At 63.4% G+C, this 12,555-nt stretch carries 14 protein-coding genes and 1 tRNA gene; 11 read left to right on the top strand and 4 right to left on the bottom strand.

Annotated elements, in window-relative coordinates; all coding sequences use genetic code 11:
• Positions 1–73: 73 nt before the first annotated feature.
• Positions 74–325, top strand: coding sequence for an accessory factor UbiK family protein (locus AC6LJ2_RS16500; protein ID WP_025135357.1), 252 nt, complete (start codon positions 74–76; stop codon positions 323–325).
• 74 nt (positions 326–399) lie between these two features.
• Here the strand turns inward: AC6LJ2_RS16500 and AC6LJ2_RS16495 are convergent, their stop codons facing one another.
• Together AC6LJ2_RS16495 and AC6LJ2_RS16490 are read right to left on the bottom strand one after the other, a co-directional pair.
• Positions 400–1,140, bottom strand: coding sequence for an RES domain-containing protein (locus AC6LJ2_RS16495; RefSeq protein WP_498151758.1), 741 nt, complete (start codon positions 1,138–1,140; stop codon positions 400–402).
• An 11-nt stretch (positions 1,141–1,151) separates the two neighbouring features.
• Complete coding sequence (locus tag AC6LJ2_RS16490) at positions 1,152–1,820, bottom strand: hypothetical protein (RefSeq protein WP_498151757.1); 669 nt, start codon at positions 1,818–1,820, stop codon at positions 1,152–1,154.
• Between the two features lie 197 nt (positions 1,821–2,017).
• On the opposite strand from AC6LJ2_RS16490, the gene AC6LJ2_RS16485 reads away from it, so the two are divergent.
• The 8 genes from AC6LJ2_RS16485 to AC6LJ2_RS16450 all read left to right on the top strand — a co-directional run bounded on the left by AC6LJ2_RS16485 (position 2,018) and on the right by AC6LJ2_RS16450 (position 9,120).
• Complete coding sequence (locus AC6LJ2_RS16485) at positions 2,018–3,553, top strand: YifB family Mg chelatase-like AAA ATPase (protein WP_445658639.1); 1,536 nt, start codon at positions 2,018–2,020, stop codon at positions 3,551–3,553.
• A 376-nt stretch (positions 3,554–3,929) separates the two neighbouring features.
• Complete coding sequence (rpmI, locus tag AC6LJ2_RS16480; RefSeq protein ID WP_006387997.1) at positions 3,930–4,127, top strand: 50S ribosomal protein L35; 198 nt, start codon at positions 3,930–3,932, stop codon at positions 4,125–4,127.
• An 18-nt stretch (positions 4,128–4,145) separates the two neighbouring features.
• Entirely contained in the window at positions 4,146–4,505 is a 360-nt protein-coding gene (gene rplT, locus AC6LJ2_RS16475) for a 50S ribosomal protein L20 (RefSeq protein ID WP_006387998.1), read from the top strand.
• Positions 4,506–4,582: 77 nt separating this feature from the next.
• Complete coding sequence (pheS, locus tag AC6LJ2_RS16470; RefSeq protein WP_006387999.1) at positions 4,583–5,605, top strand: phenylalanine--tRNA ligase subunit alpha; 1,023 nt, start codon at positions 4,583–4,585, stop codon at positions 5,603–5,605.
• Between the two features lie 12 nt (positions 5,606–5,617).
• Entirely contained in the window at positions 5,618–8,035 is a 2,418-nt protein-coding gene (gene pheT / locus AC6LJ2_RS16465) for a phenylalanine--tRNA ligase subunit beta (protein ID WP_498151756.1), read from the top strand.
• Positions 8,036–8,038: 3 nt separating this feature from the next.
• Positions 8,039–8,377, top strand: coding sequence for an integration host factor subunit alpha (locus AC6LJ2_RS16460; RefSeq protein WP_025135360.1), 339 nt, complete (start codon positions 8,039–8,041; stop codon positions 8,375–8,377).
• A gap of 58 nt (positions 8,378–8,435) precedes the next feature.
• Positions 8,436–8,852, top strand: coding sequence for a MerR family transcriptional regulator (locus AC6LJ2_RS16455; RefSeq protein WP_025135361.1), 417 nt, complete (start codon positions 8,436–8,438; stop codon positions 8,850–8,852).
• Positions 8,853–9,043: 191 nt separating this feature from the next.
• Positions 9,044–9,120 (top strand) — tRNA-Pro (locus AC6LJ2_RS16450).
• Between the two features lie 170 nt (positions 9,121–9,290).
• On the opposite strand, the gene AC6LJ2_RS16445 is transcribed toward AC6LJ2_RS16450, so the two are convergent.
• Entirely contained in the window at positions 9,291–10,004 is a 714-nt protein-coding gene (locus AC6LJ2_RS16445) for an NUDIX hydrolase (RefSeq protein ID WP_498151755.1), read from the bottom strand.
• Between the two features lie 212 nt (positions 10,005–10,216).
• On the opposite strand from AC6LJ2_RS16445, the gene AC6LJ2_RS16440 reads away from it, so the two are divergent.
• Positions 10,217–11,581 (top strand): glycosyl hydrolase family 28-related protein, encoded by a 1,365-nt coding sequence (locus AC6LJ2_RS16440; protein WP_263914784.1) that lies wholly within the window; start codon positions 10,217–10,219, stop codon positions 11,579–11,581.
• A gap of 68 nt (positions 11,582–11,649) precedes the next feature.
• On the opposite strand, the gene AC6LJ2_RS16435 is transcribed toward AC6LJ2_RS16440, so the two are convergent.
• On the bottom strand, positions 11,650–11,808 hold the full coding sequence (locus AC6LJ2_RS16435) for a DUF6726 family protein (RefSeq protein WP_498151772.1): 159 nt from the start codon (positions 11,806–11,808) through the stop codon (positions 11,650–11,652).
• Positions 11,809–12,178: 370 nt separating this feature from the next.
• Here AC6LJ2_RS16435 and AC6LJ2_RS16430 point away from each other — a divergent pair, with 370 nt between their 5' ends.
• Positions 12,179–12,484, top strand: coding sequence for an NIPSNAP family protein (locus tag AC6LJ2_RS16430; RefSeq protein WP_263914785.1), 306 nt, complete (start codon positions 12,179–12,181; stop codon positions 12,482–12,484).
• The last annotated feature ends 71 nt before the right edge of the window (positions 12,485–12,555 follow it).

The raw sequence follows: 12,555 nt of genomic DNA, 5'->3' as shown, positions 1-12,555 counted from the left end.
GCCCTTTTTTTTGCCTGCGGCAGACACGGGGAAAGCACTACACTTGAGGCACCAAGAACACCGTGAGGCCGCTATGAACAATCGCACCCAATGGATGGAAGACATCCAGAAGAACATTTCCGACCTGATCGCCCGCAGCCCCGCCGCGGACGTCGAACGCAACGTGCGCGCCATGATGACGCAGGCGTTCTCGAAGCTGGATCTGGTCACCCGCGAGGAATTCGACGTGCAGGCCGACCTGTTGGCACGCACCCGGGCCCGCGTAGACCAATTGGCCGCCACGGTCGAGCAACTGGAAACCCGCCTGTCCGCCCTGGACAAGTAGGCTGTCCGAGGGACGCTTTTGCCACGGCCGCTGATGCGGCCGTTTTTGTTTTGGATTCCAAGGACTCGCGACCGTTACCCTGTACTGGCGCCTGGGAAGGCAGGCATGGGCACAGTCCGATTTGGCGGTGGCCCGTATAACGGGTCTGCGATTAATGCGGCATAGGCGGCGGTCGCCGTGAATCGCTCGTGGCGGACGTTGGCGATCGATCGTAGTTCGGGCAGCAATTCGCTTCGAAGAGCAATCGCTTGGTGCCCCCGCATTTGTCGGGAAGGGTAGATGATGCCGTCTGGCATCAAGGCGCAATCGCAGTCAAGCATTGCCTTTCGCAGACGATGGCCAATCCAGTGGCAGGCTTCGTAATCGCTTGACGAGATGGTGTCTTGGATTCCGAGCTTGGCGCAGGCTTCTCCTGCCAGTTTCCAGAGGCGCAGGTCGCGGCCAAAGGCAATCTGGCCGACGACTCCAGTCTTTACGGCAGATGGGTCCAGGTAGAACTGACCTGGGCGAGTGGCATCGGTTCGAGCAAAGCGGCCTTCCCATATCGCGGTAGGCATGTCCAGGGCAACATAAAACCAGGCGTAAGGCAGGGCACCGTGCGGCAGGCGCAGTTCTCTTGGCGGGCCGAATCGATAGGCATTGTGAAAGGTCTCGGGGAGCAAATACTTCGGATCACCGGCAGTGCGATATACCGCTGTGTGGGCGGCTAGTGATGCAGCCGAATGCCTGAGTGCAGCATACAAGGCCTTGATGGAAGGAACCCGCGCTATCAAATGGGGCGGCGGTTGATCAGGGCCCCGTACGTCCACTGGCATGCTATGGCGGCTTAGTCGCGCATGCCTTTTCCCGCTTGTCTGGCAAGTTCAAGGACGCGTTGCAGTCGCTGCGTGGCGGCGAGCGACAGAAGCCGCTGCTGTGCGATCGATACGTTTGCGCGACTCTCAAAGGGTAGCCCCGCCAGCATTTCGGCGGGAGAGAGCGCATTGAGGTCTTCCTGCTCGGTCACGAAAAACGCGTGGATTTCGAACTGCAAGACCCCTCGCAATTCGGCAATGACGGTTTGCAGAAGCTTGGGAACGGGGTCAACGAATTGCCAGGCTGGGAACGCGCGCCCGTTCTTTTTCGTCGATGGCATGACGCAATAGAGCCTGCCGTCCTTGTCGTACCGATACAAGGTCGTCAACGCGCTCAGTTTTTGCCGGGCGAGCACTTCTGCGGGAGACCATAGGGCAACGGGTAGAGCGGGGGGCTTGTCGCCGACAGGAGCCTCTTCGTTGACGAGCCAGGCTTCGAGCTGCCGCACGATGACGTGCAGCAGGTCGTCTGTGCGGCCGGATTTCCGCAGGGGCGATAGTTCCTTGGCCAGGGTGGATGCCATGCGCTTGATAACCTCGTGGGGATCGCCTGAATAACTGCCGTTGACGATAGCCCGGACGTCGTCGGTTGTGGTGGATGGCTTCCGTAGGATTGGTCCCATAGTGATCTCTTCAGGCATCCGAGTCTTCAGCTTATGCTTTTTTTTCTATTATTTCCATTTTTCCCAGTTTTACCAATGTGCTGACAGCACCGGACAAGACGTGTCTTCTGTCCGAGGCCGGGCACCCCACCAGCCAGTGACACTTTTGCCACGGCCGCTGATGCGGCCGTTTTTGTTTTGGGCATACTGGTTTTCGATCGCAACCGGAGACCGCCTTGACCCTTGCCGTTATTGCCAGCCGTACCCTCAGCGGCCTGCATGCCCATGCGGTGCGGGTCGAGACGCACCTGGGGCCGGGCCTGCCCAGTTTCAACGTGGTGGGGCTGCCCGATACCGAGGTACGTGAAAGCCGCGAGCGCGTGCGGGCGGCCATCATCAACAGCGGCTTCAATTTTCCCGCGGGTCGCATCACCGTGAACCTGTCGCCGGCCGATCTGCCCAAGGAATCGGGTCGTTTTGACCTGCCGATTGCGCTGGGGCTGCTGCTGGCCACCGGGCAGCTGGCGGCGCCCGCCACGGACGCCGCGGGCGGGCAGGCAGGCCCCGCGCCCGATCCCTTGCTGGCGGGTCTGGTGCTGGCGGGCGAATTGTCGCTGACCGGGGCGTTGGTGCCTGTCGCCGCGGCCCTGGTGATCGCGTTGAGCGTGGCGCAGGATTCGCCAGGTGCCACCTTGATCCTGCCTGCCGGCAGTGCCGAGCAGGCAGCCTGGGTTGAAGGCCTGCGGGTCTTGTCGGCCCGCACGTTGGCGGACGTGGCTGCCCATGTTGCCGGGCATGGCCGGCTGCCTGACGCGATTCCGCTGGCGTGGCCGGAAGCGCCGCCGGTGCCGTGCCTGTCCGACCTGCGTGGGCAGCCGGGGGCGCGGCGGGCGCTGGAGGTGGCCGCGGCGGGTGGCCATAGTCTGCTGATGGTCGGACCGCCCGGGGCGGGCAAGAGCATGCTGGCCGCTCGCCTGCCCGGCCTGTTGCCGCCCCTGACGCGCCGGCAGGCGCTCGAGACAGCGGCCATCGCCGCCCTGGCGGGCGTGCCGGATGCCCGGATGGGCACGCCGTCGTTCCGGGCGCCGCATCATTCGGCATCAGCCATGGCGCTGGTGGGAGGGGGCGGGCGGCCGCGCCCCGGCGAAATCAGCCTGGCGCATCATGGCGTCCTGTTCCTGGACGAATTGCCCGAATTCAGTCGGCGGACATTGGAGGCTCTGCGTGAACCGCTGGAAACGGGCAGGGTGATCATCGCCCGCGCCCTGCATACGGCGCAGTTTCCCGCGCGGTTCCAGTTGGTGGCGGCGATGAACCCGTGTCCTTGCGGCTGGCGGGGCCATCCGCGCAGGGCCTGCACCTGCACGCCCGACCAGGTCGCACGCTACACGGGCAAGATATCCGGCCCCTTGCTGGACCGGATCGACCTGCATGTGGCGCTGCCGCCCTCTGATCTGGAATGCATGCAGGGGCCGCCGGGCGAGCCGTCCGAGCCGGTGCGCGAGCGGGTGGCACGCTGTCGCGAGCGCCAGCACGCGCGCCAGGGCAAGCCCAACGCCGGGCTGGCCGGGGCCGAACTGGAATGCCACTGTCCGCTGCAGGCCGATGCCCGTGACTTGCTGCTGCAGGCCATGCGGCGCCTGGCGGGATCGGGGCGGGCCATGCATCGGGCCCTGCGGGTGGCCAGGACGATCGCCGACCTGGACGGGCAGGACATGCTGGGCGCCAGCCATGTCGCCCAGGCGGTGCAGTACCGCCAGCCGGGCGTATGATGGCCCGTTTCCCGCGCTTGGGCGCCCGTTCGGGCGGGTTCCGTCCCCCTGGCGCAGGCGGGGCGCCGCGCCGACCTGCCAATTGGCTCGACAAAACCTGGGAAATCACCATATAATCAAAGGCTTTCCCGGGTCCAGGCTATCTTTTTTGTCTGGCGTGCCGAGAAAAACGTAGTACCCCAAAGCAGTATCTAAGCAGTACCCCCAAGCAGTACCCCCCAAGAAGTGGCAAGAGGTCCTAAAGTTTTGCCGCAATGGTGTAGGTAGCGTGTTCCATCAGGCAGCGATGCCGGGTGCGGACAGACCGCCAACCGCCTTGCGCCAAGCACCTCGCGTCATGTAAATCAACAATCAGTGTTTAGTTTAGGGAATCATCATGCCCAAGATGAAAACCAAGAAAAGCGCCGCAAAGCGCTTTCAGGTTCGCGGCAGCGGATCCATCAAGCGTGGTCAGGCGTTCAAGCGTCACATCCTGACCAAGAAGACCACCAAGAACAAGCGCCAGCTGCGCGGTTCGGCTGCGGTCCATGAAACCAACGTGGCCTCCGTCAAGGCCATGATGCCTTTCGCTTGATTCTCACGGAGATCTACTATGCCTCGCGTCAAACGCGGCGTCACTGCCCGCGCACGTCACAAGAAAGTCATTTCCGCCGCCAAGGGTTACCGTGGCCGCCGCGGTAATGTGTTCCGTATTGCCAAGCAAGCCGTCATGCGCGCTGGCCAATACGCCTACCGCGACCGTCGTAACAAGAAGCGCACGTTCCGCGCGCTGTGGATCACGCGTATCAACGCCGCCGTCCGCGAACACGGCGTCAGCTACAGCGTGTTCATCGCTGGCCTGAAGAAGGCTGCCATCGAACTCGACCGCAAGGTCCTGGCCGATCTGGCCGTGCGCGACAAGGCCGGCTTTGCCGCCATCGTGCAGCAAGCCAAGGCTGCCTTGGCTGCCTGATCGCGCGCTTTAACTCATCGCGCATCGCTGCAAACGGGGCTGTAATGGCCCCGTTTGCGTTTTGAAGGCTGGATTTCATGACTCAATCGGTTGACGACCTGGTTTCCCAGGCGCAAGAACGCTTCGCCGCGGCCACGGACGCCGCCGCGCTCGAAAATGCAAAGGCCCGCTTCCTGGGCAAGGATGGCGCGCTGACGGTGCTGCTCAAAGGCTTGGGCAAGCTCGATCCCGAGCAGAAGCGCGACATGGGCGCCCGGATCAATCAGGCCAAGCAAAAGGTCGAAGAGCTCCTGAACTTGCGCCGCGCCGCGTTGGCGCAGGCCGAACTGGACGCCCGACTGGCTTCCGAAACCATTGACGTATCGCTTCCGGGCCGCGGCCGCGTGCCGGGCGGCATCCATCCGGTGATCCGGACCTGGGAACGCGTCGAAGAAATCTTCCGCTCCATAGGCTTCGATGTGGCCGACGGCCCCGAAGTGGAAAACGACTGGACCAATTTCACCGCGCTGAACAACCCGCTGGACCATCCGGCGCGTTCGATGCAGGACACGTTCTACGTCGACATGAAAGACGCTGACGGCCTGCCGCTGTTGCTGCGCACGCATACCAGCCCCATGCAGGTGCGTTACGCCCGCATGCACAAGCCGCCCATCAAGGTCATTGCGCCGGGGCGCACCTATCGCGTCGACAGCGACGCCACGCACTCGCCCATGTTCCACCAGGTGGAAGGGCTCTGGATCGCCGAAGACATTTCGTTCGCCGACCTGAAGGGCGTGTACACCGATTTCCTGCGTTGCTTCTTCGAAAGCGACGACCTCGTCGTGCGTTTCCGCCCGTCGTTCTTCCCGTTCACCGAACCGTCCGCCGAAATCGACATGATGTTCACGTCGGGGCCCAATCGTGGCCGCTGGCTGGAGATCTCCGGTTCGGGCCAGGTGCATCCCCAAGTGGTGCGCAACTTCGGTCTGGACCCCGAGCGCTACATCGGTTTTGCCTTCGGTTCCGGCCTTGAGCGCCTGACGATGCTGCGCTATGGCGTCAACGACCTGCGCCAGTTCTACGAAGGCGATTTGCGCTTCCTGCGCCAGTTCAACGAATAAAGACGGCTGATCATGCAATTTCCCGAATCCTGGCTGCGTACGCTGGTCAATCCCCCGATCGCAACCGACGAACTCGCGCACCGGCTCACCATGGCCGGCCTGGAAGTCGAAGACACCGTGCCGGCCGCGCCCGCGTTCAGCGGCGTGGTGGTGGGCCACATCGTCGAGATCGCTCCGCATCCCGATGCCGACAAGCTGCGTGTCTGCCAAGTGGACGACGGCTCGGGCACGCTGCTGACGATCGTCTGCGGCGCGCCCAACGCCGCCGCCGGCCTGAAGGTGCCGCTGGCCCGCGTGGGCGCGGAACTGCCTGGCGGCATGAAGATCGGCGTGGCCAAGATGCGCGGCGTGCAATCGTCGGGCATGCTGTGCTCGGCCCGCGAACTGGGCCTGTCGCAAGACCACGGCGGCCTCCTGGAGTTGCCCGCCGACTTCGTGCCGGGCCAGTCGATCCGCGAAGCGCTGGACCTGGACGACACCCTCTTCACGCTGAAGATGACGCCGAACCGTGCCGACTGCCTGTCGATCCTGGGTGTGGCGCGCGAAGTCGCCGCCCTGACCGGCGCGCCGCTGTCGGTGCCCACGGCCAAGGCCGTGCCGGTGACGCTGGACGAAGTGCTGCCCGTCAAGGTCGAAGCCCCTGATCTGTGCGGCCGTTTCGGCGGCCGCGTGATCCGCGGCGTGAATGCGCGCGCAGAGACTCCGGAATGGATGAAGACGCGCCTTGAGCGCGCCGGTCAGCGTTCGGTGTCTGTGCTGGTCGACATCTCCAACTACGTCATGCTGGAACTGGGCCGCCCCTCCCACGTGTTCGACCTGGACAAGATCCATGGCGACCTGTCGGTGCGTTGGGCCCGCGAAGGCGAGACCCTTGAATTGCTGAACGGCCAGACCGTCACGCTGGACCCCAAGGTCGGTGTGGTGGTGGCGGGCGACCAGGTCGAAAGCCTGGCCGGCATCATGGGCGGCGAAGCCACGTCGGTCACGCTGGACACGACCAACATCTATCTGGAAGCCGCATTCTGGTGGCCGCAATCGCTGGCCGGCCGCGCGCGCCGCTTCAAGTTCAGCTCTGAAGCCAGCCACCGCGGCGAGCGCGGCGTGGACTACGCCACGATCCCGCAGCACATTGAATTCATCACGCGCCTGATCGTCGACATCTGCGGCGGCCAGGCCGGTCCGCTGGACGACCAGATCGTCAACCTGCCCAAGCGCGAGCCGGTGCGCATGCGCCTGGCGCGTTGCCACCGCGTGCTGGGCGTGCCCGTCACGCAAGCCGACGTGGCCAAGATCTTCAACAGCCTGGGCCTGGAATTCACGGTCGAAGGCGATGATTTCATCGTCACGCCGCCGTCGTACCGTTTCGACCTGGTAATCGAAGAAGACCTGATCGAGGAAGTGGCTCGCATCTACGGCTTCGAGAACATTCCCACCGTGCCGCCGATGGCGCGCGCCAAGATGTTCTCGCAGCCCGAAGTGCGCCGCGGCGCCCACGCGCTGCGCCGCCTGGCTGCCGCTCAGGACTACCAGGAAGTCGTGAACTACAGCTTCGTCGAAGCCGACTGGGAACGCGACTACGCGGGCAACGACACGCCGGTCAAGCTGGTCAACCCCATCGCCAGCCACTTGTCGGTGATGCGTTCCAGCCTGATCGCCAGCCTGGTCGCCAACATCCGCCACAACGCCAACCGCAAGCAGACGCGCGTGCGCCTGTTCGAGCTGGGCCGCGTTTTCGTGCGCGATGCCTCGGCCGAGGATGGCCCGCTGGCCGTGGCCGGCGTGCGCCAGCCCCTGAAGCTGGCCGGCGCCGCGTGGGGCCCGGTGGTCGAAGAACAATGGGGCGTGCCCACGCGCCAGGTGGACTTCTACGACGTGAAGACGGATGTGCAGGCGCTGTTCGGCGCGCGCGGCAGCCGTCTGCGCTTCGAGGCCGCGGCCTACCCGGCACTGCATCCGGGCCGCAGCGCCCGCATCGAACTGGACGGCCAGCAGGTCGGCTGGATCGGTGAATTGCACCCGCGTCTGGCCCAGCAAGCCGATCTGGCGCACGCGCCGGTCGTGTTCGAAGTCGACGTGGCTGCGCTCTCCGAAGGCGAATTGCCGCAGGTACGAGAGCTGTCGCGCCAGCCCGTGGTGGTGCGCGATCTGGCCCTGTGGGTCGATGCCCCCGTCACCGCGCAATCGATGCTGGACACCGTGGCCGCCGCCGTCAAGGCCGATCCGCAACTGGCGGTGGTACAGGACGTGCGCCTGTTCGACGTGTGGCGCGAGAAGGCCCAGGGCGACCAGCCCGTGGCCGAAAAAAGCCTTGCGTTCCGTTTCTGGCTACAGGACACTGAAGTCACACTGGACGAAGCCCGGGTGGCCGATTGCCTGGCACGCATCAAAGACGCTTTGGTCAGTGCCCACGGCGCGCGCCAGCGTGCTTGAACCATGGGGAACAGTATGCTTGCCGAGCCGCGCACCCTGACCAAGGCCGAGCTGGCCGAACTGCTCTTTGAGCGGGTCGGCCTGAACAAACGCGAAGCCAAGGACATCGTCGACACGTTCTTCGAGGAAATCCGCGACGCCTTGGCGCGCGGAGATTCCGTCAAGCTTTCGGGCTTCGGAAACTTCCAGGTGCGCGACAAGCCGCCGCGCCCTGGCCGCAATCCCAAGACCGGCGAGACCATACCCATCGCCGCCCGCCGCGTGGTCACGTTCCACGCCAGCCAGAAACTCAAGAGCGTGGTCGAGCAGGCCACTCCCACGGCGCCCGACGCCGAGGAGTGATACGCTTTGTCGGTAATTGTTATCGGCACTCGACTTCCGCGCGGCATAAAATTCTCTTATGACACGTACTGAATCCACCGTAACCCTACCGCCCATTCCCGCCAAGCGCTATTTCACCATCGGTGAAGTCAGCGACCTGTGTGGCGTCAAGCCTCATGTCTTGCGGTACTGGGAACAGGAATTCACGCAGCTCAAGCCGGTCAAGCGGCGCGGCAATCGCCGCTACTATCAGCACCACGAAGTGCTGCTGATCCGCCGCATCCGGTCGTTGCTGTATGAGCAAGGCTTCACCATCAGCGGCGCGCGCAATCGCCTGGGCGATGCGCGCGACACGCCGCACGATCAGGACGCCGCCGTGCGTCTGACCGGCGCCGAGATGCAGGCCCTGCGCAACGAACTGGGCAACGTGTCGACAATGCTGGGCGAAGCGCTGGGCACGCCGGCCGCAAGCGCCAGCAGCACTGCACAGGCTTGATGCGCGGCGCGCATCAAGCAAGCGCGAACTTTTTTCAAGCACGACTTCTGGACCCTTGCGTCTTGTGCGCGAGACCTGCAGGCAGGTGATGCAGGCATCGCGCAGGGGACGCAAATTTTTTTGAGTATTCAGCACTTTTTTTGCACCAATGCGTGCAAACAATTTTTTGTTCTGCTATACTCTTTTTCTTTCGGGGCGTAGCGCAGCCTGGTAGCGCACTTGCATGGGGTGCAAGGGGTCGCGAGTTCGAATCCCGCCGTCCCGACCAGCAATACCCTAAGGGGGTTAGTGATGAAAATCACTAACCCCCTTTCTCATTTGTGCGTACTTTTTTGCGCGCCTTTCACGCCTGTTTTGCGCCTGCCTGTACAGGTTTCGGGTAGAACCGCAGCCCTCACCGCAAGCATGCCTGCGATTCGTAGCGGTGCGTCGTGACTTTCAACGCACCGGGTTCGAAGCAAGCGCCAACGCCGCCAGCGATTTCAAGATCAGCGCGGTGACTCCCCAGATATCGTGTTGCTGTTCGGCCCAATACCAGGCGCCGGCGCGTTCGCCGTCGACGTACTGACGAAGCAGATCCGGGTTGAGTAGCGCGTCGAACGGGAACTCGAAGATCGATTCGACTTCCGCCGGGGATACTTCCCAGCGCGCACTTTCCGAGGTGATGCCGACGACCGGAAAAATGGCGTGGTTGCGCTTGCGGGTCTTGTGCAGCGGCAGGCAGCCGATCAAGCGCACAGCGTTGGGAGCCAGGCGGATTTCTTCGAAGGTTTCGCGCAGGGCGGTGGCGCCCACAGTGCTGTCGGCCGCCTCGGGGCGACCGCCCGGAAAGCTGACGTGCGATGAGTATTCACTGAGACCTGACGAACGTTGCGTGAGCAGGATTGTCGGCTCGGGCCGCGGCACGATGGCGACCAGGACGGCCGAGAATTTCCATTGGCCGTCGTTGTCGGGGAAGTGCTGCCGGGCGGCGGGCCAGTCGATCGACGGGGGAATCTGGAAGCTCTCCACGCCGCGCATGATGGATTGCAGGGGCGCTTGCATGGATGCCGCATCAGTCGCGTCCGATGCATGCGACATGTTGTATTTCACGCCATCTTTATCGGTTCCCATGCATTTCCTCTTGTTGACCGCTGCGACCCGTGGCGCCACGCTCGTGTACGTTTTGCAGGGCGCTGGGCTGTGACGTTCGAAGGGGTTTGCGACACCCACTGATTTCCTTGATTCGACTTGTTGTGCACCATGGATTCCAGCGGCCTCAATGGTGGAGCTGCCTTGAAACGGTGAAAGCAAATGGCGAAAAACCCGTCTGCGGTGTGTTCTAACCCAGGCTGCGACATGTGGTTTCGCCGAAGGAAAAAAGAATGGCGAATCAAATAAATATAGTGGATTTTGGCGCGGACCCCACTGGCACTGCGGACAGCTTTCCAGCCATCATGGCTGCGATTGCGCAGGCGAATCAATCGGGCGGCGGTACGGTTCATTTCGGCCGTGGCGTGTTCCGCATCAGCCAGTCAATCGTGGTCGGCGACGGGTCGGATGCGCAAGTGTCCACGCGCGATCACCGAATCCGTCTGGTGGGCGAAGGCTTTGGCAGTCATGACGGCCAGGATTTCGTGCAGCAGCGGGGCGCCACCGAGATTCTCTATGACGGTCCCGCCGATCGCGAGGTGGCGGTGGTCACGCTGGCGGGTCCATTGCATGCGGTCGGCATCGAGCACATGATGCTCAACTGCAATGGCAAGGCTGGTATGGGATTGCTCGTGAATCATGTGGCGGATGGCCTGTTCACGGCTGTCATGAGCAAAGCCTATACGAGGACAGCCTACGTCCTGACGACGCGATCGCAGTTTCCACCTGCCTGCACCTACGGGTGCGGCAACAACGTTTTTCTCCACTGCTACGGCGTGCAGCCCGCGCACGCCGATGCCCAGGGGATCATGCTCACTTCCGGGGTGTCCAGCACGAAATCGTTGACGGGCCAGCCGGACGCGGCCAACAATGATTTCATCGGCGGCATCTTCTTCTATGGGGGTTCCGCGCTGTCGAGCGGGATCTATCTGAATGGCGCAGACAACAACACCTTCCAGGGCTTGCAATTGATTCCGGCGGCATGGCCGTCATACGGATGGGCCGTCTTTTTCCAACCTTGGTTGGGGGACACCCGCTTTCCGATGGAGAACGTGTTCCACAGCCTGGGGGCGACGAACCCCATCGGCGGCATGTCGGGATCGCTGGGCAATACGTTCACCATTTTCCAGGAAGGCGACGGGGCGCCGTTGCCAGTGATGCCCTATATCAACGTGCTCTCCCATTCCGGCGTGGAAGTCGTCCAGGGCAAGCGCGTGTGGCGAACGCGGGATATCGTCCAACAGACCTTGGCCGGCATTGCTGTCGATACCACGAGCGTCGCTTATGTGCCGGTGGCACCCCTGACCGTGGCGCTGGCCAACGTGAAGCCGGGAGCCAGGCTGCGTGCGAGGTTTTCTGGCCGCGTGGGCAAGATCGGATCGGGGACCGGGAAGTTCATACTCGCACTGAATGGTGTTCCGCTTGAAAGCTCGATCCGCGAGGTGCCTTTCAATCTGTACCTGCAAGCGACCGCATCGGATGCGCTGTTCGATGCACCGGCCGGGGGCAGTTATACGGTGAGTCTTATGTTCGCGAGCAATGACGGGAACACTGCGCGAATCACCGATGGCTCGCTGGTCGTGGAAGAGCTTTTCTGAAGCGAGACGTCGGTCGCACAGGCCGAGGTGTTTTTGCTGTCTTGGCGCGAGCAGGAGCGCAGAGCGGGTCAGTCGATGATCTCTGCGCAGGCGTCGGTCGGCGCCGCGGCGACGTCGCCGACGACCGGGACAATCTTGATGACGGCGGAGGTGATCCGGCAGGGGGCGGCCGCCAGGCCACAGCCTGAGGCAATCAGGCACAACGTAGAAACCAGGATCCACTTCATCGAATTCGCTTGGAAAGGAATGGCGGCCATGGCCGCCGTTTCGCCCGTCGGGCGCAGTCCTGGGATTCTGGGTGAGGCGCGCAGAGACTCTTTTGCGCAAATGATGTGGGAGTGTGAATATCTGTGCAGTCGGCCGTACCAGATGTAACGGTGCGCCAGACAGCTGCCGGGGCGTTCACAGGGTGCGGGTTCGGCGGCGGGGGGCCGGACGTGCGCGATCCGCTTGAGGAAGAGGCCGGGGGCAAGGGTTGTGCACGCATTGACGCGCGGCAGGGCTTATGGGATTGTCCAACCCCCAACGGCGCGCTGCCTGGCTGCGGCGCCGGCTTGCCGCAGCATACGCTGCGGTGTCACGCTTTACGGAGCATCCATGGTTACCTGCTATCTGCGTTACGTGATCGACCCCAGCCGCCTCAAGGATTTCGAGGCCTACGGCAAGATGTGGATTCCGCTGGTGGAGAAGTTCGGCGGCAAGCACCACGGCTATTTCCTGCCGTCCGAAGGCGCCAACAATATCGCGCTGGCCATGTTCACGTTTCCGAGCCTGGCGGAATACGAACGCTACCGCCAGCAGTCGATGGACGACGCGGCGTGCCAGGCGGCCTTCAAGTTTGCCGAGGACACGCGCTGCATCCTGAGCTACGAACGCAGTTTCTTCCGGCCGGTATTTGAATGAGCCTTGGGGGCGGGGCCGGCGGCCCGCGCGTGATGGCCTGAGTTCAGGGCGACGGGGCTGTTATGGCCTGA

It is taken from the genome of Achromobacter sp. 1014246743 (assembly GCF_059760725.1).
The sequence above is the reverse complement of the archived record's forward strand: the minus strand, read 5'-3'. Positions and strand labels throughout refer to the sequence as shown.

Bases quoted from the DNA above. Each gene is read 5' to 3' on its own strand.
- pheS (WP_006387999.1), top strand. From the start codon at position 4,583: ATGACTCAATCGGTTGACGACCTGGTTTCCCAGGCGCAAGAACGCTTC.
- AC6LJ2_RS16440 (WP_263914784.1), top strand. From the start codon at position 10,217: ATGGCGAATCAAATAAATATAGTGGATTTTGGCGCGGACCCCACTGGC.
- AC6LJ2_RS16430 (WP_263914785.1), top strand. From the start codon at position 12,179: ATGGTTACCTGCTATCTGCGTTACGTGATCGACCCCAGCCGCCTCAAG.
- AC6LJ2_RS16460 (WP_025135360.1), top strand. From the start codon at position 8,039: ATGGGGAACAGTATGCTTGCCGAGCCGCGCACCCTGACCAAGGCCGAG.
- AC6LJ2_RS16435 (WP_498151772.1), bottom strand. From the start codon at position 11,808: ATGAAGTGGATCCTGGTTTCTACGTTGTGCCTGATTGCCTCAGGCTGT.
- rpmI (WP_006387997.1), top strand. From the start codon at position 3,930: ATGCCCAAGATGAAAACCAAGAAAAGCGCCGCAAAGCGCTTTCAGGTT.
- AC6LJ2_RS16500 (WP_025135357.1), top strand. From the start codon at position 74: ATGAACAATCGCACCCAATGGATGGAAGACATCCAGAAGAACATTTCC.
- pheT (WP_498151756.1), top strand. From the start codon at position 5,618: ATGCAATTTCCCGAATCCTGGCTGCGTACGCTGGTCAATCCCCCGATC.
- rplT (WP_006387998.1), top strand. From the start codon at position 4,146: ATGCCTCGCGTCAAACGCGGCGTCACTGCCCGCGCACGTCACAAGAAA.
- AC6LJ2_RS16455 (WP_025135361.1), top strand. From the start codon at position 8,436: ATGACACGTACTGAATCCACCGTAACCCTACCGCCCATTCCCGCCAAG.
- AC6LJ2_RS16495 (WP_498151758.1), bottom strand. From the start codon at position 1,140: ATGCCAGTGGACGTACGGGGCCCTGATCAACCGCCGCCCCATTTGATA.
- AC6LJ2_RS16490 (WP_498151757.1), bottom strand. From the start codon at position 1,820: ATGCCTGAAGAGATCACTATGGGACCAATCCTACGGAAGCCATCCACC.